The sequence below is a fragment of the Agrococcus sp. Marseille-Q4369 genome (genome assembly GCF_018308945.1).
GTDB lineage: Bacteria > Actinomycetota > Actinomycetes > Actinomycetales > Microbacteriaceae > Agrococcus.
In genome coordinates this window covers 2156402-2179089 of the sequence record NZ_CP070501.1, presented here as the reverse complement: position 1 = coordinate 2179089, position 22688 = coordinate 2156402, and the positions used below count along the sequence as shown (strand labels likewise).

Sequence of the window (22688 nt, the reverse complement as noted above, 5' to 3'; positions counted from 1 at the left end):
CGGCTCGGCCCCGGCCGCTAGCACAGATGGCAGGATGGGCGCGGCACACCCACCACGTCGACGGAGACACCCATGCGCGCACTCGTGACCCGAGGCCGGCCGGGGCTCGAGCTCACCGAGCTGCCCGAGCCCGAGACCCCACCAGGCCACGTGAAGGTGCGCGTGCTGCGCGCCGGCATCTGCGGCACCGACCTGCACATCGACGCATGGGATGCGTGGGCGCAGTCGGCGGTCACCCCCGGCCTGACCGTGGGGCACGAGTTCTGCGGCGAGATCGTCGAGGTCGGCGAGGGCGTGACCGACTTCGCGGTCGGGCAGCTCATGAGCGGCGAGGGCCACGTCGTGTGCGGCCACTGCCGCAACTGCCGCGCGGGGCGCCGGCACCTGTGCATCCGCACCTCCAACCTCGGCGTGCAGCGCGACGGCTGCTTCGCCGAGCTCGTCGTGCTGCCGGTGTCGAACGTCTGGGTGCACCCGGGCCTCACCGCCGCGACCGCGACCCCCGACCAGCTCGACGTCTTCGGGATCTACGACCCGTTCGGCAACGCCGTCCACACCGCGCTGAAGTTCCCCGTGATCGGCGAGGACGTGCTCGTCACGGGCGCCGGCCCGATCGGCCTGATGGCGGCGATGGTCGCGCGGCACGCGGGCGCACGGCACATCGTCATCACCGACATCGCCGAGCCGCGGCTCGAGCTCGCCCGCTCGCTCGGATTCCGCGCGCTCAACCCTCGCGAGGCGTCGATCGCCGAGGTGCAGCGCGAGCTCGGCATGCAGGAGGGCTTCGACGTCGCCCTCGAGATGTCGGGCTCCCCCACCGCGCTCGTCGGCATCATCGAGAACCTCAACTTCGGCGGCCGCATCGCGATGCTTGGCCTGCCCGCCCAGCCGATCGAGGTCGACTTCGCGAAGGTCGTCTCGCACATGCTCACCATCCAGGGCATCTATGGCCGCGAGATGTTCGAGACCTGGTACGCGATGGCCGCGATGTCGCAGACCGGCCTCGACGTCTCCCCCGTCATCACCGACCGCTTCGCCTTCGACGACTGGGGGGCCGCGTTCGAGCGCGCGCGCTCCGGCGGCGCAGGCAAGGTCATCCTCGACTTCACCGACCACCGCTGAGGAGCGTGCCCCGTGTACTCCATCCGTGCATCCATCGCCGACGAGCTCGCCGAGATCGAGGCCGCGGGCCTCACGAAGCGCGAGCGCGCGATCGACTCACCGCAAGCGGCGAGCGTCGTCGCGAACGGCGCCGAGGTGCTGAACTTCTGCTCGAACAACTACCTCGGGCTCGCCGACGACCCGCGCATCGTCGAGGCGGCGAAGACCGCGCTCGACGAGTGGGGGTTCGGGATGGCCTCCGTGCGGTTCATCTGCGGCACCCAGACCCAGCACCTCGAGCTCGAGTCTCGGCTCGCGTCGTTCCTCGGGCAGGAGGCGTGCATCCTCTACTCGTCGTGCTTCGACGCCAACGGCGGCCTGTTCGAGACGCTGCTGGATGCCTCCGACGCGGTGATCTCGGACGCCCTCAACCACGCCTCGATCATCGACGGCATCCGGCTCTCGAAGGCGAAGCGCTACCGCTACGCCAACCGCGACATGGCCGAGCTCGAGGCGCACCTGCAGGACGCGCAGGGTGCGCGTCGCCGTCTCATCGTGACCGACGGCGTCTTCTCGATGGACGGCTACCTCGCCCCCCTCGAGGCGATCTGCGACCTCGCCGAGCGCTACGACGCGATGGTCATGGTCGACGACTCGCACGCGGTCGGCTTCACGGGCGCGACGGGCGCGGGCACGCCCGAGCTCGCCGGGGTGCAGCACCGCGTCGACATCATCTCGGGCACGCTCGGCAAGGCGCTCGGCGGCGCCTCCGGCGGCTACATCGCCGCGCGCGCCGAGATCGTCGACCTGCTGCGGCAGCGCTCGCGCCCGTACCTCTTCTCGAACGCCCTCGCGCCCTCGGTCGTCGCGGGCTCGCTCAAGGCACTCGACCTGGTGGAGGGCGCCGGCGAGCTGCGCGAGCAGCTGCGCCGCAACACCGAGCACTTCCGCGCCGGCATGGAGCAGGCGGGCTTCGAGCTGCTGCCGGGCGAGCACCCGATCACCGCGGTGATGTTCCACGACGCGCGGCTCGCGGCCGAGATGGCGGATGCGATGCTCGAGGAGGGCGTGTACGTCACCGCCTTCTCGTTCCCCGTCGTGCCCCGCGGTGAGGCGCGCATCCGCGTGCAGCTCTCCGCCGCCCACTCCGACGCCGACGTCGACCGCGCGGTCGCGGCCTTCGCCGCGGCTCGCGAGCGCGTCGCCGGCTCCTCCGCGCGCTGAGCCCCTCCGGTCGCTGAGCCGGTCCGCGCCCGAAGCGCGCAGACCGTGTCGAAGCGCGACCGCGTCGCGACCCGGCTTCGACACGCTGAGCACGCCTGCGGCGTGCGCACCGGCTCAGCCGGCGGAGGGTCAGAAGACCGGCTTGCCGCCCGTAACGCCGAGCACCGTGCCCGAGACGTAGCTCGCCTCGTCGCTCGCGAGGTAGACGAACGCGGTCGCGACCTCGATCGGCTGACCCGGTCGGCCGAGCGGCGCGTTCATGCCGAAGTCCTTCACCGAGGGCTTCGTCGACGGCTGGAGCGGGGTCCAGATCGGGCCCGGCGCGACCGCATTCACGCGGATGCCCTTCTCGCCGACCTGCGCGGCGAGGTTGACGGTGAAGTTGTTGATCGCCGCCTTCGTCGACGCGTAGTCGAGCAGGGTGTCGGACGGGTCGAACGCCTGGATCGACGAGCAGTTGATGATGCTCGCGCCCTCGCCGAGGTGCGGCAGCACCGCGCGCGTCAGGTTGAACATCGCGAAGATGTTCGTCTCGAACGTCTGCCGGAGCTGCTCGTCGGTGATGTCCTCGAGCGACTCCTGCGCCATCTGGTAGCCGGCGTTGTTGACGAGGATGTCGAGGCCGCCGAGCTCGTCGACCGCGCGCTGCGCGAGGTCGAGGTTCGCCTGCTCGGTGCGCTGATCGGTCGCGATGAGCACCGCCTTGCGGCCCGCCGCCTCGATCTGACGCCCGGTCTCATCCGCGTCCTCCTGCTCCTGCGGGAGGTAGGCGATCGCGACGTCGGCGCCCTCCTTCGCGAAGGCGATCGCGGTCGCGCGGCCGATGCCGGAGTCGCCGCCCGTGACGAGGGCGCGCTTGCCCTCGAGCCGACCGCGGCCGACGTAGCTCGTCTCGCCGTGGTCGGGCACGGGCTGGAGCTTGTCCGTCCAGCCGGGCCACTCCTGGGTCTGCTCAGGCAGGTTCTTGATGGATTCGGTGTCGAAGCTCATGTCCCCCACTGTGCCGCCGCAATCTGGACGTCGCTTGGGTGCTCGCCGAGCGCATCCGCCCGATCCCGAGCCGGCGCGCGGCGCTCGGTAGGCTTGGGTGTCAATCCCGCGACAGAAGGAGCTCGCCTGTGTGCGGCATCGTCGGCATCGTCTCCGACTCGAGCGTCAACCAGCAGGTGTACGACGCTCTCTCGCTCCTCCAGCACCGCGGGCAGGACTCGACCGGCATCGCGACCGCCGAGGGCCGCTCGATCCACTTGAAGAAGGCCAAGGGCCAGGTGCGCGAGGCGTTCCGCACGCGCGACATGCGCGCGCTGCTCGGCGACTACGGCCTCGGCCACGTGCGCTACGCGACCCGCGGCGAGGCCGCGAACGAGCTCGAGGCGCAGCCCTTCTACGTCAACGCGCCCTACGGCATCGTGCTCGTGCACAACGGCAACCTCACGAACTCGCGCGAGCTCGAGCGCGAGCTCGCGACGGTCGACCACCGGCACGTCAACACCGGCAGCGACACCGAGATGCTCGTGAACGTGCTCGGCAGCGAGCTGCAGTCGCTCGTCGGCGGCGGCGAGCTCGACGCCGACCGGCTGTTCACCGCCGTGCGCCGCACGCACGAGCGCATCCAGGGCTCCTACGGCGTCATCGCGCTCATCGCCGGGCACGGCCTCCTCGCCTTCCGCGACCCCTTCGGCATCCGGCCGCTCGTGCTCGGCCGGCGCACGAGCGAGCGCGGCCGCAGCGAGTGGATGGTCGCGAGCGAGTCGGTGGCGCTCACGGGCTCGGGCTTCCAGGTCGAGCGCGACGTCGCGCCCGGCGAGGCGATCTTCATCACGCCCGACGGAGAGCTCGCCTCGGCGATGACGCACGACTCGCCGGTGCTGCTGCCGTGCGCCTTCGAGTACGTCTACCTCGCCCGCCCCGACTCGGTCATGAACGGCGTCAACGTCTACGAGTCGCGGCTCCGCATGGGCGAGCGGCTCGCCGACACGATCGCGAAGTACACGCCCTCGGGCGCGATCGACGTCGTCATGCCCATCCCCGACTCCTCGCGCCCCGCCGCGATGGAGGTCGCGCGGCGGCTGGGCATCGAGTACCGCGAGGGCTTCTACAAGAACCGCTACGTCGGCCGCACCTTCATCATGCCGGGCCAGCAGGAGCGCAAGAAGTCGGTCAAGCAGAAGCTCAACGCGCTCGAGAGCGAGTTCCGCGGCAAGAACGTGCTCGTCGTCGACGACTCGATCGTGCGCGGCACGACGAGCCGCGAGATCGTCGAGATGATGCGCTCGGTCGGCACGAACACCGTCACCTTCACCTCGGCCGCCCCGCCCGTGCGCTACCCGCACGTCTACGGCATCAACATGCCCTCGCGCAGCGAGCTCATCGCCTCCGGCCGCTCGATCCCGCAGGTGAACGAGGCACTCGGCAGCGACTTCCTCGTCTACCAGGAGGTCGACGACCTGCAGCGGGCGATCCTCGACGGCTCGAGCATCGAGGGCCTCGAGATGTCGTGCTTCACGGGCGACTACGTCACCGGCTCGGTGACCGACGAGTACCTCCGCTGGGTGGAGCAGACGCAGCTCAGCTGAGCCGCTCGGACGCCGCCGCGCGCGCCGGCACCCAGGCGCCGAGGCTCGCGACGAGGCATGCGATCGCCGCGCCGAGCACGACGTCGGGCACGGGCACGGCCCCGAGCAGCAGCGCGGCGAGACCCGCGCCCGCAGCGCCCGCGAGCGCGAGCAGCACCGGAGTCGCGAGCGCGAGGTGCACGTGCGCGCGGCGCGCGAGCTCGGCGAGGGCGACGGATGCGGCGAGCGCGATCCCGAGGAGCGCGGCGGCCACGAGGTCGAGGGCTCCCGGGCGGGCGATCGGCGCGGCGAGCGCCGCGACGCACCCGAGCGTCGCGACCACGGCCGCCGCGCGAGCGCCGAGGAGCCGCTCGGCGACCCGCGAGAGCGGCGGACCGAGGATCGCGCCGAGCGCCAGGGTGAGCGCGACGGGCGCCGCCGGCAGCGGTTCGTCGGTGCCGATCGCCGACAGCGCGGGGCGCAGGGCCGCGATCGCGCCTGCACCGGCCGCCGCGAGCAGGACCAGGGCGAGCGCGCGCGCCGCGAGCGGCCGGCCGTCGGCCTGCCGGGCAGCGCCGGCCGGAACGGGCGGCTCCTGGGGCGCAGCGGTGCCGCCCGGCCCATCCTGACGCACGCTCACGAGCAGCCCGAGCGCGAGGAGGTGCGCGCCCGCCGCCACGAGGAGCACGGCGGATGCGTCGAGCGTCGGCACGAGCGGCACCGCCGCGGCGAGCGCGGTGCCGGCCGCCGAGGCGAGCAGGGTGGGCGCCGGGCGCACGGCGGGCGCGAGCGAGGGATCGCGCTCTGCGCCCGCGATCGCGGTTGCGAGCTGCGTCCCCGCCGCGAGACCGAGCAGCGGCGCCAGCACGAGTCCCGGCGCGACGTCGAGCAGCAGCAGCGTCGCAGCCGCCGCGAGCACCGCGAGGGCGAGCGCCGCCGCAGCCAGCGCCACGAGTCGGGAGGCGCCCGCGGCGGTGGAGGAGCGCGCGAGCAGCGGCGCGACGAGCAGCCCGAGCGCCGCGCCGGCGAGCGCCGCCGCACTGCCGAGGGCGAGCGCGCCGGGCGATCCCGCCGCGAGCGCGACCATCGCGAGCGCCGCGGAGCCGGCGCCGAAGCCGATCCAGGCGAGCGCGTGCGCGATCGCGCTCCGCGCGCGCCCGCTCGGCATCAGGCTCGGCCGGGGCGGTCGTCCTCGCGGCGCTCCGGGTCGGCGGCGCCGGGGACCGCGGGATCGACGGGGCCTCCGCCAGCGACCGGCGCGTCGCCGCCCAGCCGCTCGAAGCGCGCCTCAAGTGCGTCGTCATCGGCGGTCGTCAGCGCATCCGGCCGCCGCACCTCGACGCGCTCGGCGACCGTCGCGGTCACGCGCTTCGAGAGGGAGCGATCGATGATCACCGCGACGAGGGCGCCGAGCGCCCCGCCGAGCACGAAGCCGGCGACGATCATGAGCCCGATGACCGGGGTCGTGTCGACCGCCAGGCCGTTCTCGTCGACCGCCGGCGGCATCGCCGACGCGATGAGCCATCCGACGACCGCGCCGACGAGGGCGCCGACCGCCGCGAAGGCGCTGTACTTCGGGGAGCGCCGCACCGTCACGTCGAACTGCTCGGCCGTGCCGGCCGGGTCGCCGGCTGCATCGCTCTGGGGCGTCCGATCGTGCGTCGCATCCATGGCAACCAGCATCCCACGCCACGCACCGCACCAGTACGGTGCGGAAGGGGCCGGAGCGCACCGCGCGCCCGCAGCCCGGGACGACAGGAGCCGACGAGTGACCGACGCGCAGCCAACCGCGAGCACGCCCGCCGAGCCGCGCGACTGGAGCCTCGTCGACGCGGGTGCGGCCGCTCGCGAGCTCGAAACCGACGCCGACGCGGGGCTCACGGCGGCGCAGGCCGCAGCGCGGCGAGCACGGTTCGGGCCGAACGAGCTCGATGCCGCGCCGCCGGAGCCGGCCTGGCGACGACTGCTGCGCCAGTTCGCCGACCCGCTCATCTACCTGCTGCTCGGCGCGATCGTCATCTCGGTCGTCGCGTGGGCGTTCGAGGGCGCGCACGGGCTGCCGATCGACGCGCTCGTGATCGCGCTCATCGTCGTCGCGAACGCGATCCTCGGCTTCGTGCAGGAGGCGAGGGCGGCGGATGCCGTGGCAGCGCTGCAGGACATGACGGCGGTGACGGCCACGGTCGTGCGCGAGGGGCGGGCGGAGCGCGTGCCCGCATCCGAGCTCGTGCCGGGCGACGTGCTCGCGCTCGCCGAGGGCGACTCGGTCGGCGCCGACGCGCGGCTGCTGAGCGCGTCGTCGCTGCAGCTCGCCGAGGCGGCGCTCACCGGCGAGTCCGTGCCGGTCACGAAGTCGCCCGCGACGCTCGCCGACACCGTGCCGCTCGGCGACCGCCGCAACATGGTGTTCAAGGGCACCGCGGTGACGCAGGGCGTCGGTCGCGCCGTCGTGACGGCGACCGGCATGGGGACCGAGATGGGCCGCATCGCGACGATGCTCGCCGAGACGGAGCAGGAGCCGACGCCGCTGCAGCGCGAGATCGCGGCCGTCGGGCGCACGCTCGGGATCGCCGTGATCGTCATCGCGGTCGTGGTGATGGCGGCCATCGGCCTCTCGAGCGGCATCGGGTCGCTGCAGGAGGCCGTCGACGTGCTGCTCGTGGGCGTCTCGCTCGCCGTCGCGGCGGTGCCGGAGGGGCTGCCCGCGATCCTCTCGCTCGTGCTCTCGATCGGCGTGCAGGCGATGAGCCGGCAGGGCGCGATCGTGAAGAGCCTCTCCTCCGTCGAGACGCTCGGCTCCGCATCCGTCATCTGCTCCGACAAGACCGGCACCCTCACGCGCAACGAGATGACGATGCTCACCGTGCACACCGGCTCCGGCGTCGCCGACATCACGGGCGTCGGCTACGCGCCCGAGGGCGACGTGCTCGTCGACGGGAGCCCGCTGCTCGAGACGGACCCGGCGCTCCGGATGCGCGCGGAGGACATCGTGGTGCTCTCGGGCGGCACGCTCGCCTCGGATGCCGAGGTGCGGCAGGACGAGGACGGCAGCTGGGTCGTCGTCGGCGATCCGACCGAAGCAGCGTTCGTCGTCGCCGAGCGCAAGGCGGGCCTGACCGGGCGCCGCGAGCAGCGCTTCTCTCGCATCGGCGAGGTGCCGTTCACCTCCGAGCGCAAGATGATGTCGGTCGTCGTGGCCGACGCCGAGCACCCGGTCGAGGGCGGCGAGGGTCAGCCGGTGCTGATCGCGAAGGGCGCGCCCGACGTGCTGCTCGAGCACAGCTCGCGCGTGCGGATCGGCATGGCCGTGCGGCCGCTCACGGCGGAGGACCGCGCGCGGGTGCACGAGGCGGTCGAGTCGATGTCGGCGCAGGCGCTCCGCACCCTCGCCGTCGCGTACCGTCCGCTCGAGGCCGACGAGCACGCATCCGTCACCGCCTCGGGCGGCTTCGACTCCGACGCCGGCCTCGCGCTCGAGGAGGACCTCATCTTCGTCGGCACGGTCGGCATCATCGACCCGCCGCGCTCGGAGGCGGCCGCGGCGGTCGAGGCGGCGCGCGGGGCCGGCATCCGGGTCGTCATGATCACGGGCGACCACCCCGCGACGGCGCTCCGCATCGCGCGCGAGCTCGGCATCGCGGGACGCGGCGACCGCGCGATCGCGGGCGCCGAGCTCGACGCGATGGACGCGGATGCGCTGCGCGCGGCCGTGCGGGACGTCTCGGTCTTCGCGCGCGTCGCGCCCGAGCACAAGCTCCGCATCATCGGCGCCTTCCAGGCGGAGGGGCAGATCGTCTCGATGACGGGCGACGGCGTGAACGACGCGCCGGCGCTCAAGAGGGCCGACATCGGCGTCGCGATGGGCATCACCGGCACGGAGGTCTCGAAGGAGGCGGCCGCGATGATCCTCACCGACGACAACTTCGCGACCATCGTCGCCGCCGTGCGGCAAGGGCGGGTGATCTTCGGGAACATCCGGAAGTTCTTGCGCTACCTGCTGTCGTCGAACATGGGCGAGGTGCTCACGATGCTGCTGGGCGTGCTGCTCGCGGGCTTTCTCGGGCTCGCCGGCCAGGGCGAGGCGATGGTCGTGCCGCTGCTCGCGACGCAGATCCTCTGGATCAACCTCATCACCGACTCCGGGCCCGCGCTCGCGATGGGCGTCGACGCCGAGACGGAGGACGTCATGGCGCGGCGGCCGCGGCGGCTCGACGAGCGCGTCATCGACGCGCGGATGTGGGGCGGCATCCTCTCGATCGGCGTCGTCATGGCCGCCGTCACGCTGCTCGCGCTCGACCTGCAGCTGCCGGGCGGCCTCGTCGACGGCTCGGAGGACGTCGCGACCGCGCGCACCGCCGCCTTCACGACGCTCGTGCTCGCGCAGCTCTTCAACGCCCTGAACTCGCGCTCCGAGCAGGCCTCGGCGTTCCACCGGCTCTTCACTAACCGGTGGCTGTGGGCCGCGATCGCGTTCGGCGTCGTGACGCAGGTCCTCGTGGTGCACGTGCCGCTGCTGCAGGCAGGGTTCGGCACCGCGCCGCTCTCGCTCGCGCAGTGGCTCACGTGCCTCGCGCTCGCGTCGTGCGTGCTGTGGTTCGACGAGCTGCGGAAGCTCGTCATGCGCTCGCGCGGTCGGCGCGGAGGGGCTCCGGCTCCTCGGTAGTGTCTGGCGTGGGGCGCATCGCCCCTTGCGTCGACCCATGCACGACGAGGTGAACCATGTCCAACGCGACCGCTGAGAAGCGATCGGGCGCGCCGCTCGCGCGCACCATGCGGCCCATCAACAACGTCGTCGAGCGGTGGATCCCGTCGGCGCTCGTCTTCGCGATCGTGCTGACGCTCGTCGTCGCGCTGCTCGCGCTGACGGTGACGCAGACGCATCCCGTCGACCTCGTCAAGAGCTGGGGCGACGGCCTCTCGGGGCTCCTCGCCTTCATGACGCAGATGGCGCTCATCCTGCTCCTCGGGCACATGCTCGCCAACACCCGGCCGGTGCGGAAGCTGCTCTCGAAGCTCGCGTCGCTGCCGCAGACGCCCGTGCAGGCCTACTTGTTCGTCTTCGTGGTCGCCTCGGTCGCATCCCTCATCACGTGGGGACTCGGGCTCGTGGTGGGCGGCCTGCTCGCCCGCGAGGTCGCGGCCTCCGGCAGGGAGCGCGGACTGCGGCTGCACTTCCCGATGCTCGTCGCGGCCGGCTTCTCGGGCTTCGTGGTGTGGCACATGGGCTACTCGGGCTCGGGCCCGCTCACCGCGGCGACGCCCGACTCGTTCATCGCCGAGCACCTCGGCGGCGAGGTCGTGCCGATCACCGAGACGACGCTCGCGCTGCCGAACCTGATCGGCGCGGTCGCGACGATCGTCGTCGTGGCCGTCGCGCTCGCGCTCATCGCGCCGCGCGGCAAGGACAGGATCGTCGAGCTCGAGATCGACCTGCGCGAGCAGCTCGTCGAGACCGAGGAGGAGGTCGTCACCCCTGCCGACCGGATCGACGCGAGCCGCATCGTCACGCTGCTCGTCGGCGCGGCGCTCGTGTTCTACCTCGTCGTGCACTTCGTGCAGGGCGGCACGCTCACCCTCGACATCGTCAACTGGTCGTTCCTCGCGCTCATCTTCCTGCTCGTGAAGAACCCCTTCGAGATCATCCGGCTGACGAAGGAGGCCGCCTCGAACGTCGGCGAGATCCTGCTGCAGTTCCCGCTCTACGCGGGCATCCTCGGCATGATGACCGACTCGGGTCTCATCCAGGTCTTCTCCGACTGGTTCGTCGCCGTCTCCACGCCGACGACGTTCGGCGTGCTCGCGCTGCTCTCGGCTGGCCTCGTGAACTTCTTCGTGCCCTCGGGCGGCGGGCAGTTCGCGGTGCAGGCGCCCATCCTGCTCGATGCCGCGGAGCGCATCGGCGTCGACCCGGCGATCCCGATCATGGCCGTCGCGTACGGCGACCAGTGGACGAACATGATCCAGCCGTTCTGGGCGCTGCCGCTGCTCGCGATCGCGGGGCTCAAGATGCGCGACATCCTCGGCTACACGACGGTGACGCTCATCGCGTCCGGACTCGTGTTCGCGGCGATCCTGATCATCTGGTCGCTGTGACCGATCGCCGCTGGCGCTCGCCGACGGCGGGCGTCAGCGGCGGTGGCGCAGCAGCGAGTCGAGGGTCAGCGAGGTCTTGGACAGCGCCGAGGTCGACAGCGACGAGCTCGTGAGCGAGGAGCCGCGCCGGCGGATTCGCTCGGTGTCGACCGCGTCGAGGCGGCCGATGAGCGCCGAGACCTCGACCGAGGGGTTCGGCAGCTGCCGCTGCTGCACGCGAGCGGCCTCATCGACGGCCGCCTGCCGCACGCGCTGCGCGGCGCTCGTGCCGGAATCCTGCAGCCGTCCCGCCTGCTGCGAGCGGGAGTCGACCTGCTGCCGCAGCTGCTCGATGCGCGCGAGCCGGTCGGCGCCGGGCGCCCGCTGCCCGACCTGCTGCGCCGCGGGACGCTGCACCGGCTGCTGCATCGGCTGCTGCTGCGTCGGCGCCTGCTGCGGGCGCTGCTGCTGACCCTGCGGCGACTGCCACTGCGAGTTCGCGTAGACGTCGGGCTGCTGCCCAGAGCGGCGGGCGCGCTCGGCCTCGACCTCGCGCGCGGCGGCGTCGATGCGCTCGCGCCACGACTGCGGCACGCGATCCTGCAGGTGCTGCGCCTGCCCCGTCGCCTGGGGGCGGCGCTCGTCGACCTCGCGCCGCACCTGCTGCGCGCCGGTGCGCACCTGCTCCTGTGCGCGCTTGCTCGCGGTGCGGGCGAGGCCCATGAGCGCGTTCCAGCCGCCGCGCAGCAGCAGGAAGCCGACGAACGTCGACCCGGCCGCGAGCAGCAGCGGCCCCGCCGCTTGCTCGATCGCGCGCTCGACGCCCGAGACGAGCGAGACCTGCGCGACCCACCCGATCCACTGGATGAGCGCCGGCACGCCGTTGATGAGCAGCACGACGCCGACGATGAGCAGGACGATCGGGCCGATGAAGCCCTGCGGACGGACGACCTGTGCCATGGGGCCAGTATGGCGGTGCGGCTACCGCCCGGGGAGGCGGATCACCGGCAGCCACGCCGAGACGTCGGCGCGCACGCCCGAGGCGTGCACGGCGCCGCGACCCACCGCATCCGCCCACGACTCCGCGCCCGTCGCGAGCGCGAGCCACGTCGTCGGGTCGGTCTCGATGACGTTGGGCGGCGTGCCGCGCGTGTGGCCGGGCCCCTCGACCGCCTGCACCGCGCCGAACGGCGGCACCCGCACCTCGACGCTCTTGCCGGGCGCGCGCTCGGCGAGGCACTGGAGCGAGTAGCGCACCGCGAGCGCGCGGTCCTGCCGGCTCGCCTCGGACGCGAGGGCGGCGCGCACGGCCGCCATGCCGTCGAGGTCGGAGATGCGCTTGGGCATGCCGCCAGGCTACGCGGCGGCGCCGACGCGGGCCGGTCAGGCCGCCGCGGGCACCGCGGCTCGGCGCGGCCGGGTCGCGCGCAGCCACGCGAGCCCGAGCAGCACGAGCAGCGTCACGTCGACGACGTCGCCGCCGTAGTACATGAGCTGCGACGCGACGTGCGCATCGGCCGCCTCGACGCCCGCGGGCGGCGCTCCGTAGACGCGCTTAGCGATGATCGAGTGCACGGCCATGAAGGCGAGCAGCACGGCCGCTCGCACGCCGATCGACGCGCGGTGCAGGTCGGGGTCGACCCCCACGAGCGCGGCGGTGAGCAGGTAGCCCGCGAGCAGCAGGTGGAGGTGCACGATGCCGTGCACGAGGGCGGATGCGTGCATGAGGCCGTAGAGGTCGGTCGCGTAGAGCGCCCACAGGCCGCCCGCGTTGAGCACCGCCGCCGTCGCCGGGTGGGTCAGGACGCGCAGCGGCGCGCTGCGCAGCACGCGCGTCAGGCGGCGCGCGGCGGAGGCGGGGAGCGCCCGCAGCAGCAGCGTGACGGGCGCGCCGAGCACGAGCAGGAGCGGCGCGAGCATGCCGAGCAGGAGGTGCGCGAGCATGTGGCCCGTGAGGCTCGAGTGGGCGACGATCGCGATCGGGCCGAGCGTCGCCGCGCCCGCGCAGAGCGCCCCGAGCATCCAGCTCGTCGTGCGCAGCACCGGCCACGGCCCGCGGCGGCGAGCGGCACGCAGCGCCTGCAGGTAGCCGCCGACGGCGACGAGCAGCGCGGCGACGATGAGCGCGTCGAGCAGCGCCCACGACGCATCCGCCGCCAGCGGCACCGCGCCGCCGTGACCGTCGTGGCTCGGCATGCTCAGGGCTCCGTCCGCCCCCGCGAGCGCCACAGCACGACGAGCCCGATCGCGAGCACGACGACCGCCGAGCCGATCCAGGCGATGTCGTAGGGCAGCAGGTCGACGTCGTAGCGCACCTGGTGGATGCCGAGCAGCTTGTGGTTGACGACCGCGTCGAGCAGCTGGAACCCGCCGAGCCCTGCGAGCACCGCGCCCGTCCAGCGCGACCACCGCACCGGCGCCCGCCGCCGCGCGTCGACGAGCAGGAAGAGCCCCGCGACGGTCATCCCCCACGCGACCGCGTGGAAGAAGCCGTCGGCGGCGATCGCCATCTCGGTCGTGCCGAGGTCGTAGAAGTGGTGCCACTGCAGCACGAGGTGGAACAGGAGCAGGTCGACGACCGAGGCGGCGATGCCCGCGCCGAACAGCACGCCCGAGAGCACGACTCGCCGGATCGGCTCAGCTCCGGCGTCGCTCGCGCCGGCGTCGCTCGCGCCCGCGCTGCCGCGGCGGCCGGTGCTCGTCATCGGGCTCCCCCTCCGGGCGCGGCGAGCGCCGCGGCCCTGCGTGCGGCCATTGTCGGGGCAGCGGCTGGGAGCGGCATCCGCGCGAGCGCCGGTTCAGGGCGGATGCATCGCGGCACGCGGGCGGGCCGCGCGCCCCGCTCCTAGAATGGGCGGGTGCGGATCCTCGTCCTCGGCAGCGGCGCGCGCGAGCACGCCATCATCACGGCGCTCCTCGCGGAGGGCGGCCACGAGATCACGGCCGCGCCCGGCAACGCCGGCATCGCGACCGAGGTCGAGACCGTGCGGCTCGACATCAAGAGCCCCGAGCTCGTCGCGGAGCTCGCCGTCGACGGCGGCTTCGAGCTCGTCGTGATCGGCCCGGAGGCCCCGCTCGTCGCCGGGGTCGCCGACGAGCTCGAGCGCGTGGGCGTGCCGGTCTTCGGCCCCACGAGGGCCGCCGCTCGAATCGAGGGCTCGAAGTCCTTCGCCAAGGACGTCATGGCGCGCGCCGGGGTGCCGACGGGCACCGACACCACCGCCTCGACGCTCGACGACGTGCGCGCCGCGCTCGACGCATCCGCACCCCCGTGGGTGCTCAAGGCCGACGGCCTCGCCGCGGGCAAGGGCGTCATCGTGACCGACGACCGCGCGGCAGCCGAGGCGCATGCCGAGGCGTTCCTGCCCGACGGCCCGCTGCTCATCGAGGAGTACCTCGAGGGGCCCGAGGTGAGCCTGTTCGTGCTCACCGACGGCACGCACGCCGTGCCGCTCGCGCCCGCGCAGGACTTCAAGCGGCTCGGCGACGGCGACACCGGCCCCAACACGGGCGGCATGGGCGCCTACTCGCCGCTGCCGTGGCTCGCCGACCGCTTCGGCGGCGAGCAGGCGTTCGTCGACGAAGTGGTCGAGACGGTCGCGCTGCCGACGATCCGGGCGATGGCCGAGGCGGGCACGCCGTTCCGCGGGCTGCTCTACTGCGGCCTCATCATCACCGACGCGGGCGTCAAGGTGATCGAGTTCAACGCGCGCTTCGGCGACCCCGAGACGCAGGTCGTGCTGCCGCGCATCGAGTCGGGGTTCGCGGATGCGCTCCTGGCGGCCGCGAACGGGAGCCTCGCCTCCGTCGCGCCGCTGTCGTGGCGCGACTCGGCCGCGGTCGCGGTCGTGCTCGCGAGCGAGGGCTACCCCTGCGACCCCATCACGGGGCGGCCGATCCACGGCGTCGACGAGGCGGGGCGCATCGAGGGCGTGCGGGTGCTGCATGCCGCGACCGGCGCGGGCGAGCAGGGGCTCACCGCCACGGGCGGCCGGGTGCTCAACGTCGTCGGCACCGGCGCGACGCTCGCCGAGGCGCGCGAGCGGGCCTACGCGGGGCTCGCCGCGATCTCGCTCGAGGGCGGGCAGGCGCGCTCCGACATCGGCGCGGGCGCATGACGGGCGCCGCGGAGCTCGCCGGCTGGCACCTCGCCTACAGCGGCAAGGTGCGCGACCTCTACGTCCCGGAGGGCGCGACGCTGCACGAGGCGCCGGAGATGCTCATGGTCGCCTCCGATCGCGTCTCGGCGTTCGACCGCGTGCTCGAGCCCGCGATCCCCGGCAAGGGCGAGCTGCTCACGACGCTCACCCGCTGGTGGACCGAGCGGCTCGGCCTGCCGACGCAGCTCGCCGAGGGCGCCGACGACCGCACGCCCGAGGCGGTGCGGGGGCGGGCGATGCTCGTGCGCACGCTCGACATGCTGCCCGTCGAGTGCGTCGTGCGCGGCCGCGTGACCGGCTCGGGGCTCAAGGAGTACCGCCAGGTCGGCTCGATCTCGGGCGTCGCGCTGCCTGAGGGGCTCGGCGACGGCGATGCACTGCCCGAGCCGATCTACACGCCCGCGTGGAAGGCGCCGCAAGGCGAGCACGACGAGAACGTCTCGTTCGAGCGCACCGTCGAGCTCGTCGGCGCGGCCGATGCTGGCGCCATCCGCGACATGAGCCTGAGCGTCTACGCGATGGGCGCCGCGATCGCGGAGGAGGCGGGGCTCGTGCTCGCTGACACGAAGTTCGAGTTCGGCCGCGACCGACTGACGGGCGAGCTCGTGCTCGCCGACGAGGTGCTCACGCCCGACTCCTCGCGGTACTGGGACGCCGACGCGCTCACCGATGGCCGCGTCGAGTCGTTCGACAAGCAGATCGTGCGCGACTGGCTCGCGGCGAACTGGGACGGGCAGGGCGACCCGCCGCGGCTGCCGGCCGACGTCGTCGAGCGCACGTCCGCGCGCTACCGCGAGCTCTTCGACCGACTGACCGCCGCTTGAGCTGAGCGGCCTCGCGCGCGTGGCTCAGACCTCCGGCGCCCGCCACGTGTCGCAGCTGCCGACGCCCTCGTTGTAGCCCGTCGCGAGCCAGCGCTGCCGCTGCTCGCTCGAGCCGTGCGTCCACGTCTCGGGGTTCACGCCGCCCCCGCTCTGGGCCTGCAGGCGGTCGTCGCCGATCGTCGACGCGGCGTCCATCGCGTCGTTCATCTCCTGCTGCGTCGGCGCGATGAGCACCGGGTCGCCGCCGTCGTCGTCGCGCGTCTGCGACGCACCGTTCATCCACGCGCCCGCGTAGCAGTCGGCCTGCAGCTCCGACCGCACGCCGCTCGACTGCGGCCCGGAGTCGCCGCGCTCCACTCGCTGCAGATCGCCGGTGAGGTGCTGGATGTGGTGGCCCCACTCGTGCCCGAGCACGTAGAGCTGCGCGAGCGAGCCGCCCGAGGCACCGAACTGGTCGCGCATCTGCTGGAAGAACGTGGTGTCGATGTAGATGCGCTCGTCTGCCGGGCAGTAGAACGGGCCGACCGCGCTCGTCGCCGCACCGCAACCGGTCTGCACCTGCCGGTCGAACAGCTGCACGCTCGGGTCGCGGTACTCGAGGTTGTTCGCCGCGAACGTCGCCTCCCAGAACTGCGACATCGAGTCGGCGCCGCCCTCCATGCGGCACGTCACGTTGCCGGGGTCGTTCGCCGCCTCGCCCGTGCACCCGGTGACCTCCTCGCCCTGCGACTGCGAGGCGGGATCGATCGGCTGCTGCGGCGCGAGCCCGGTGAGGTCGATGCCGAAGAACATCGACACGAGCACGAGGATGACGGTCACGAGACCGCCGCCGCCGACCGCGAGCGCGCCACCGCGACCGCCACCACCGCCCCCGCCCCGGCTCACGGTCGAGGTGTCGAAGTTCGCGTTGCCCCTGAACGTCATGGCGGCACCATAGCCGGGGGGACCCGACGATCGCCCGGGAATCCGCACGGTCCGACCGTCGCACGCGCCGCATCCATAGAATGAGGTGACCCCAACCCGCCCGCAAGCTAGGGAGACCCATGGCCGTCATCGTCGTCGACGTCATGCCGAAGGCCGAGATCCTCGATCCGCAGGGCAAGGCGGTCAGCCGCGCGCTCGCGCGACTGGGTCACGGCGAGATCGGCGACGTGCGCCTCGGCAAGCGCTTCGAGCTCACCGTCGAGGGCGAGGTGACGGATGCGCTGCTCGAGCAGGTGCGCCAGATCGCCGACGACGTGCTCGCGAACACCGTGATCGAGGATGTCGTGGGCGTGCGGGTGCAGGACGAGGCCGCCCGATGAGGGTCGGCGTCATCACCTTCCCCGGCACGCTCGACGACCGGGACGCGCAGCGCGCGGTGCGCCTCGCGGGCCACGAGCCCGTCGCGCTGTGGCACGGCGAGCACGACCTGCACGGCGTCGACGCGCTCGTGCTGCCGGGCGGCTTCTCGTACGGCGACTACCTCCGCTGCGGCGCGATCGCCGCGCGCTCGCCGATCATGACCGAGGTCGTCGAAGCCGCCGAGCGGGGCATGCCCGTGCTCGGCATCTGCAACGGCTTCCAGATGCTCACCGAGGCGCGGCTGCTGCCGGGCGGACTCGTGCGCAACGCCTCCGGCCTGTTCGTGCGCCGCGACCAGCGGCTGCGCGTCGAGCGCTCGAGCACCGCGTGGACGAACCGCTTCGAGGTGGGCCAGGAGATCGTCATCCCGCTCAAGAACGGCGAGGGCCGCTTCGTCGCGACGCCCGACGAGATCGAGCGCATCGAGGCCGAGGGGCTCGTCGTCTTCCGCTACCTCGGCGACGACCCCAACGGCTCGATCGACGCGATCGCAGGCATCGCGAACGCGGCCGGCAACGTCATGGGGCTCATGCCGCACCCGGAGCACGCGGTCGAGCTCGGCTTCGGCCCGACGACGACGCGCATGAAGGCCGGCATCGACGGGCTCGAGATCTTCAAGTCGGCGCTGGAGGCCGTCGCGGCCTGATCGACCCGGTCATCGAGCAGCGGCCGCCCGTGGTCGCCGCGCATCGAGATGCGTAGACTGGCTACATGATGGATGCGTCGACCGACACCGCGACCGGGCTCACTCCGAAGCGGCTCTACCGCTTCCTCGCGATCGCCGAAGCGGTCACGTGGACGCTGGTCATCATCGCGATGATCGCGAAGTACGGCTTCGAGGTGGACGCCCTCGTGCCGATCGCGGGCCCGATCCACGGCTTCGTCTTCCTCTCCTACGCCGCGATGCAGCTCATCGTCGGCCACAACCAGCGCTGGCGCCTCGGCACCGTGGCGCTCGGCGTGCTGACCGCCGTGATCCCGTACGCGACGATCCCGTGGGAGCGCCGCCTCGTGCGCACCGACGCCCTCGAGGGCGGCTGGCGCACGGATCCGACCGGCGAGCCGGGTGACGACCGCTGGATCGACCGCGCCTTCCGCTGGGGCATCACCCACCCGATCCTGCTCGCGGTCATCGCGCTCGTGCTCGTCGCGATCGTGTTCGCCGCGCTGCTCACGGCAGGGCCGCCGACCGAGTGGTTCGACTGACCTGCTGACCGGGGCGCCGCGCGACCGACGCCGACGACGGCGCGCGAGCCGACGCATCCGCCCGCTCGATAGGATCGAGGGACCGCCGAGCCACCTCCTAGGAGAGTCGTGACCGCTTCCACTCCACGCGACACCGTCGAGCGCGCCGCCGCCACCCCGGAGCGCGAGCAGCCGTTCGCCGCCCTCGGCCTCAAGCCCGACGAGTACGAGCGCATCCGCGAGATCCTGGGTCGTCGGCCCACGAGCGCCGAGCTCGCGATGTACTCGGTGATGTGGAGCGAGCACTGCTCCTACAAGTCCTCGAAGAAGCACTTGCGGACCTTCGGGCAGAAGGTCACGCCCGAGATGCAGGAGCGGCTCATGGTCGGCATGGGCCAGAACGCGGGCGTCATCGACGTCGGCGAGGGCTGGGCCGTCACCTTCAAGATCGAGTCGCACAACCACCCCTCGTTCGTCGAGCCCTTCCAGGGCGCGGCGACGGGCGTCGGCGGCATCGTGCGCGACATCATCTCGATGGGCGCGCGGCCGGTCGCGGTGATGGATGCGCTGCGCTTCGGCGACATCGACCACCCCGACACCGCGCGGGTCGTGCACGGCGTCGTGGGCGGCATCTCGTTCTACGGCAACTGCCTCGGCCTGCCGAACATCGGTGGCGAGACGGTCTTCGACGCCGTCTACCAGGGCAACCCGCTCGTGAACGCGCTCGCCGTCGGCGTGCTGCGGCACGAGGACCTGCACCTCGCGAACGCGACCGGCGCGGGCAACAAGGTCCTGCTCTTCGGCGCCCGCACGGGCGGCGACGGCATCGGCGGCGCGTCGATCCTCGCCTCCGAGTCGTTCGACGAGGAGGGCCCCGCGAAGCGGCCCGCCGTGCAGGTCGGCGACCCGTTCGCCGAGAAGGTGCTCATCGAGTGCTGCCTCGAGCTCTACGCCGCGGGCGTGGTCGAGGGCATCCAGGATCTCGGCGCCGCGGGCATCTCGTGCGCGACGAGCGAGCTCGCCGCCAACGGCGACTCGGGCATGCGCGTCGAGCTCGATCACGTGCTGCTCCGCGACCCGACGCTCACGGCCGAGGAGATCCTCATGTCGGAGTCGCAGGAGCGCATGATGGCGATCGTCGCGCCCGAGAAGCTCGACGAGTTCCTCGCGATCACGGGCAAGTGGGATGTCGAGACGAGCGTGCTCGGCGAGGTCACCGGCGACGGCCGACTCGTCATCACCCACTCGGGCGACGTGATCGTCGACGTCGACCCGAAGACCGTCGCGATCGACTCCCCCGTCTACGACCGCCCGATGGCGCGCCCCGAGTGGCAGGACGCGCTGCAGGCCGACTCGGCCGCCTCGCTCCCCCGCGCCGCTCGCGAGGAGCTCGGCGAGCAGCTGCGCGCGCTCATCGGCTCGCCGAACCTCGGCGACCCGTCGTGGATCACCGACCAGTACGACGACTACGTGCTCGGCAACACGGCGCTGTCGAAGCCCGACGACGCCGGCATGGTGCGCATCGACGAGGAGTCGGGGCTCGGCTTCGCCGTCGCGGTCGACGCGAACGGCCGCTACTGCCAGCTCGACCCGCGCGAGGGCGCGAAGGCCGCGCTCGCCGAGGCCTACCGCAACGTCGCCGTCACGGGCGCGACGCCCGTGGGCGTGAGCGATTGCCTCAACTTCGGCAACCCCGAGATCCCCGCGGTGATGTGGCAGTTCGCCGAGGCCGTCGACGGCCTGGCCGACGGATGCGTCGAGCTCGGCATCCCCGTCACGGGCGGCAACGTCTCGTTCTACAACCAGACCGGTGAGACGCAGATCCACCCGACCCCGGTCGTCGGCGTGCTCGGCGTCATCGACGACGTCGACCGCCGCCTCCCCTCCGGCTGGCAGGACGACGGCCAGGCGATCTTCCTGCTCGGCACGACGCGCGACGAGCTCGACGGCTCGGCGTGGGCAGGCACGGTCCACGGCCACCTCGGCGGCCTCCCGCCGCGCGTCGACCTCGCCGCCGAGCGGCAGCTCGCGGGCCTCATGCAGGGCGTCGCGTTCGACGGCCTCGCGACCGCCGCGCACGACCTCTCGGAGGGCGGCCTCGGCGCCGCCGTCGTCGAGGGTGCCCTGCGCTTCGGCATCGGCGCCCGCATCTGGCTCTCGGGCCTCATGGAGCGCGACGGGATCGACGAGACCGCTGCGCTCTTCTCCGAGACCGGCGCGCGCGCGATCGTCGCGGTCGCTCGCGAGGACGAGGTGAAGTTCACGGGCATGTGCGAGGCGCGCGGCGTACCGGTGCTGCGCATCGGCGTGACCGACGCCGAGAGCCGCGCGATCGAGATCCAGGACATCGCGACGATCCCGCTCGAAGAGCTGAGCGCCGCCAACCGCGCACCGCTCGCCCGCTTCGCCTGACCTGCGCGGCTCGCGCGGTGCGGCGGCGGCCGCGCGAGCCTATGCTCCAACCATGGAGCTCACCGTCCCCGCCATCAACATCTGGGCCGTGCTGCTCGCGACCGCCGCGGCGATGGTCGTCGGCTTCGTCTACTACCAGCCGAAGGTGCTCGGCAACGCGTGGATGAAGGCCGTCGGCCATACCTCCGACAGCGTCGCGAGCGGGCCGAAGCCGTGGGTGTACCCGATGCTCATCCTCTGCGCCTTCGTCACCGCGTGGGTGCTCGCCGGCGCCGCCTGGATCTCGCAGCAGTTCTACGGCGGCAGCTTCCTGCTCGACGCGCTCGTGACCGGCTGGATCCTCTTCGTCGGCTTCACCGCCGCGCGCGTGCTCGTGCACGACGCGTTCGACCCGCGGGGCCTCAAGGTCGCGGGCTTCACGATCCTCAACGAGCTGCTCGTCGTCACCGCGATAGCGCTCGTCATCGGCGTCTGGCCCCCGGCAGCATGAGCGACCTCTCGCTGACCCTCGAGCGGTCGATCGATGCCTCGACGGATGCGGTGTGGCGCGTGCTCACCGACCTCGAGGGCACCGCGGCGGTGCTCTCGGGCGTGACGCGCGTGGAGCGGCTCGCCGGCGCGGGCTACTCGATCGGCACGCGGTGGCGCGAGACGCGCACCATGCTCGGCCGCGAGGCGACCGAGGAGCTGGAGGTCGTCGGCATCGTGCCCGGGCGCTCGACGACGATCGCCGCCGAGTCGCACGGCATGCGCTACCGCACCGAGTTCACGCTCGAGCCGATCGAGGGCGAAGCACGCACGCTGCTGCGCATGCGCTTCTCGGGCTCCTACGAGTCGCCGTCGTGGATCCAGCGCGCCGCCGCGAAGCTCACGGCGCGGCTCGGCATGGCCGCCACCCGGAAGGCCATGGAGCAGGACCTCGCCGACATCGCCGCTGCCGCCGAGCGCAGCTGATCTAGGCTCTCCGAGTGAGCACGCCCGCATCGCCCGGTTGGCACGACGACCCCGACGGCCGCCGACGCTGGTGGGATGGGCAGCGCTGGGGCGCGTACGCGCCGTGGGACGAGCGCTCGGCCGCGGCTCCGCGGCCGCAGGCTGCGGGCTCGACGCCGCTGCAGCTCGATCGGCGACTGCTGCACGATCCGACGCCGAGTGCCTCGGCCCGCCCCGCTCAGCCCGAGCGACGCGCGCACGACGAGCCGGCGAAGTCGCTCGCGATCGCGTACGTACTCGTGGTCCTCCTCGGCCCGTTCGGCGCCCACCGCTTCTACCTCTGCAGGACCGGCACGGCACTCGGCCTGCTCTCGCTCACGCTCGTCAGCACGATGCTCATCGTCGTCGGGGTGCCGCTCATCCTCGCCGCCGCGGCGTGGTGGCTCGTCGACATCGTCCTCACGCGCCGGATGGTGCGCGAGGAGAACGCGCGCGAGACGCCCGCGCCCCGACCGGGCGTCTATCGCGGCTGGCCGTCGGCCTGAGCCGAGCTACTCGGCGCTCGCGATGCGCTCGTGGTGGTGGATGACCTCGGCGATCACGAAGTTCAAGAACTTCTCCGCGAACTCCGGATCGAGGTCCGCCTCCTCGGCGAGCCGGCGCAGCCGCGCGATCTGCGTCGCCTCCCGGTCCGGGTCGGACGGGGGCATCGCGTTCGCCGCCTTGAGCTCGCCGACCGCTTGCGTGAGCTTGAAGCGCTCCGCGAGCGTGTGGATGAGGACGGCGTCGACGTTGTCGATCGAGCGCCGCAGGCGCAGCAGCTGCTCCTCGGGACTCGTCATGCCCCCAGCCTAGGTCCGCGCGCAGCCGCTCGCGCC

The 22688-nt window shown here is 72.9% G+C and carries 23 protein-coding genes; 14 read left to right on the top strand and 9 right to left on the bottom strand.

Annotated features, from left to right (window positions below; all coding sequences use genetic code 11):
* The first annotated feature begins 72 nt into the window (after positions 1 to 72).
* Together tdh and JSQ78_RS10930 are read left to right on the top strand one after the other, a co-directional pair.
* Positions 73 to 1122 (top strand): L-threonine 3-dehydrogenase, encoded by a 1050-nt coding sequence (tdh, locus tag JSQ78_RS10935; protein WP_211447567.1) that lies wholly within the window; start codon positions 73 to 75, stop codon positions 1120 to 1122.
* A gap of 12 nt (positions 1123 to 1134) precedes the next feature.
* Positions 1135 to 2325, top strand: coding sequence for a glycine C-acetyltransferase (locus tag JSQ78_RS10930; RefSeq protein WP_211447565.1), 1191 nt, complete (start codon positions 1135 to 1137; stop codon positions 2323 to 2325).
* A gap of 129 nt (positions 2326 to 2454) precedes the next feature.
* On the opposite strand, the gene JSQ78_RS10925 is transcribed toward JSQ78_RS10930, so the two are convergent.
* Positions 2455 to 3315: an SDR family oxidoreductase gene (locus tag JSQ78_RS10925; RefSeq protein ID WP_211447563.1), complete on the bottom strand. Its 861-nt coding sequence runs from the start codon at positions 3313 to 3315 to the stop codon at positions 2455 to 2457.
* 128 nt (positions 3316 to 3443) lie between these two features.
* Here JSQ78_RS10925 and purF point away from each other — a divergent pair, with 128 nt between their 5' ends.
* Positions 3444 to 4901, top strand: coding sequence for an amidophosphoribosyltransferase (purF, locus tag JSQ78_RS10920; protein WP_211447561.1), 1458 nt, complete (start codon positions 3444 to 3446; stop codon positions 4899 to 4901).
* Here the strand turns inward: purF and JSQ78_RS10915 are convergent.
* A complete protein-coding gene (locus JSQ78_RS10915) occupies positions 4894 to 6048 on the bottom strand; it encodes a hypothetical protein (protein ID WP_211447559.1) in 1155 nt (384 codons plus the stop codon). The genes purF and JSQ78_RS10915 overlap by 8 nt on opposite strands.
* Positions 6048 to 6551 carry an inorganic phosphate transporter gene (locus tag JSQ78_RS10910; RefSeq protein ID WP_211447557.1) on the bottom strand — a complete coding sequence of 168 codons (504 nt, stop codon included), beginning with the start codon at positions 6549 to 6551 and terminating at the stop codon, positions 6048 to 6050. The genes JSQ78_RS10915 and JSQ78_RS10910 overlap by 1 nt, the downstream gene beginning before the upstream one ends.
* A gap of 97 nt (positions 6552 to 6648) precedes the next feature.
* Between JSQ78_RS10910 and JSQ78_RS10905 the strand changes: the two genes are divergently transcribed.
* Positions 6649 to 9543: a cation-translocating P-type ATPase gene (locus JSQ78_RS10905; RefSeq protein ID WP_249295642.1), complete on the top strand. Its 2895-nt coding sequence runs from the start codon at positions 6649 to 6651 to the stop codon at positions 9541 to 9543.
* Between the two features lie 56 nt (positions 9544 to 9599).
* Positions 9600 to 10973: a short-chain fatty acid transporter gene (locus tag JSQ78_RS10900; RefSeq protein WP_249295641.1), complete on the top strand. Its 1374-nt coding sequence runs from the start codon at positions 9600 to 9602 to the stop codon at positions 10971 to 10973.
* 33 nt (positions 10974 to 11006) lie between these two features.
* Here JSQ78_RS10900 and JSQ78_RS10895 read toward each other — a convergent pair whose 3' ends face one another.
* From JSQ78_RS10895 to JSQ78_RS10880, 4 genes are read right to left on the bottom strand one after another with little or no spacing between them, the layout of a single operon-like run.
* Positions 11007 to 11912, bottom strand: coding sequence for a hypothetical protein (locus tag JSQ78_RS10895; RefSeq protein WP_211447554.1), 906 nt, complete (start codon positions 11910 to 11912; stop codon positions 11007 to 11009).
* Positions 11913 to 11933: 21 nt separating this feature from the next.
* Entirely contained in the window at positions 11934 to 12299 is a 366-nt protein-coding gene (locus JSQ78_RS10890; RefSeq protein WP_211447552.1) for a sterol carrier family protein, read from the bottom strand.
* A gap of 36 nt (positions 12300 to 12335) precedes the next feature.
* Positions 12336 to 13148 (bottom strand): cytochrome c oxidase assembly protein, encoded by an 813-nt coding sequence (locus tag JSQ78_RS10885; protein WP_211447550.1) that lies wholly within the window; start codon positions 13146 to 13148, stop codon positions 12336 to 12338.
* Positions 13149 to 13150: 2 nt separating this feature from the next.
* On the bottom strand, positions 13151 to 13657 hold the full coding sequence (locus JSQ78_RS10880) for a DUF2243 domain-containing protein (protein ID WP_211447548.1): 507 nt from the start codon (positions 13655 to 13657) through the stop codon (positions 13151 to 13153).
* Positions 13658 to 13810: 153 nt separating this feature from the next.
* Here JSQ78_RS10880 and purD point away from each other — a divergent pair, with 153 nt between their 5' ends.
* A complete protein-coding gene (purD, locus tag JSQ78_RS10875; RefSeq protein ID WP_211447546.1) occupies positions 13811 to 15070 on the top strand; it encodes a phosphoribosylamine--glycine ligase in 1260 nt (419 codons plus the stop codon).
* Complete coding sequence (locus tag JSQ78_RS10870; RefSeq protein ID WP_211447545.1) at positions 15067 to 15936, top strand: phosphoribosylaminoimidazolesuccinocarboxamide synthase; 870 nt, start codon at positions 15067 to 15069, stop codon at positions 15934 to 15936. The genes purD and JSQ78_RS10870 overlap by 4 nt, the downstream gene beginning before the upstream one ends.
* A 24-nt stretch (positions 15937 to 15960) precedes the next feature.
* Here the strand turns inward: JSQ78_RS10870 and ypfJ are convergent, their stop codons facing one another.
* The gene (ypfJ, locus tag JSQ78_RS10865) at positions 15961 to 16860 is read right to left on the bottom strand and encodes a KPN_02809 family neutral zinc metallopeptidase (protein ID WP_211447543.1); all 900 of its coding nucleotides are present in this window, start codon (positions 16858 to 16860) and stop codon (positions 15961 to 15963) included.
* A gap of 119 nt (positions 16861 to 16979) precedes the next feature.
* Between ypfJ and purS the strand changes: the two genes are divergently transcribed.
* The 7 genes from purS (at position 16980) to JSQ78_RS10830 (ending at position 22355) form a co-directional block, all read left to right on the top strand.
* Positions 16980 to 17240 carry a phosphoribosylformylglycinamidine synthase subunit PurS gene (gene purS / locus JSQ78_RS10860; RefSeq protein ID WP_211447541.1) on the top strand — a complete coding sequence of 87 codons (261 nt, stop codon included), beginning with the start codon at positions 16980 to 16982 and terminating at the stop codon, positions 17238 to 17240.
* Positions 17237 to 17926 carry a phosphoribosylformylglycinamidine synthase subunit PurQ gene (purQ, locus tag JSQ78_RS10855; protein WP_211447539.1) on the top strand — a complete coding sequence of 230 codons (690 nt, stop codon included), beginning with the start codon at positions 17237 to 17239 and terminating at the stop codon, positions 17924 to 17926. Before purS ends, purQ begins: the two co-directional genes overlap by 4 nt.
* A 65-nt stretch (positions 17927 to 17991) precedes the next feature.
* Positions 17992 to 18486, top strand: coding sequence for a DUF3817 domain-containing protein (locus tag JSQ78_RS10850; protein ID WP_249295640.1), 495 nt, complete (start codon positions 17992 to 17994; stop codon positions 18484 to 18486).
* 108 nt (positions 18487 to 18594) lie between these two features.
* Complete coding sequence (gene purL / locus JSQ78_RS10845; RefSeq protein WP_211447538.1) at positions 18595 to 20877, top strand: phosphoribosylformylglycinamidine synthase subunit PurL; 2283 nt, start codon at positions 18595 to 18597, stop codon at positions 20875 to 20877.
* 52 nt (positions 20878 to 20929) lie between these two features.
* Positions 20930 to 21367, top strand: coding sequence for a DUF1761 domain-containing protein (locus tag JSQ78_RS10840; RefSeq protein WP_211447536.1), 438 nt, complete (start codon positions 20930 to 20932; stop codon positions 21365 to 21367).
* Positions 21364 to 21831: an SRPBCC family protein gene (locus JSQ78_RS10835; RefSeq protein WP_211447535.1), complete on the top strand. Its 468-nt coding sequence runs from the start codon at positions 21364 to 21366 to the stop codon at positions 21829 to 21831. The genes JSQ78_RS10840 and JSQ78_RS10835 overlap by 4 nt, the downstream gene beginning before the upstream one ends.
* A 14-nt stretch (positions 21832 to 21845) precedes the next feature.
* Positions 21846 to 22355, top strand: coding sequence for a TM2 domain-containing protein (locus JSQ78_RS10830; protein WP_211447534.1), 510 nt, complete (start codon positions 21846 to 21848; stop codon positions 22353 to 22355).
* Between the two features lie 6 nt (positions 22356 to 22361).
* Here JSQ78_RS10830 and JSQ78_RS10825 read toward each other — a convergent pair whose 3' ends face one another.
* Positions 22362 to 22652 carry a chorismate mutase gene (locus tag JSQ78_RS10825; protein WP_211447533.1) on the bottom strand — a complete coding sequence of 97 codons (291 nt, stop codon included), beginning with the start codon at positions 22650 to 22652 and terminating at the stop codon, positions 22362 to 22364.
* Positions 22653 to 22688 lie beyond the last annotated feature (36 nt).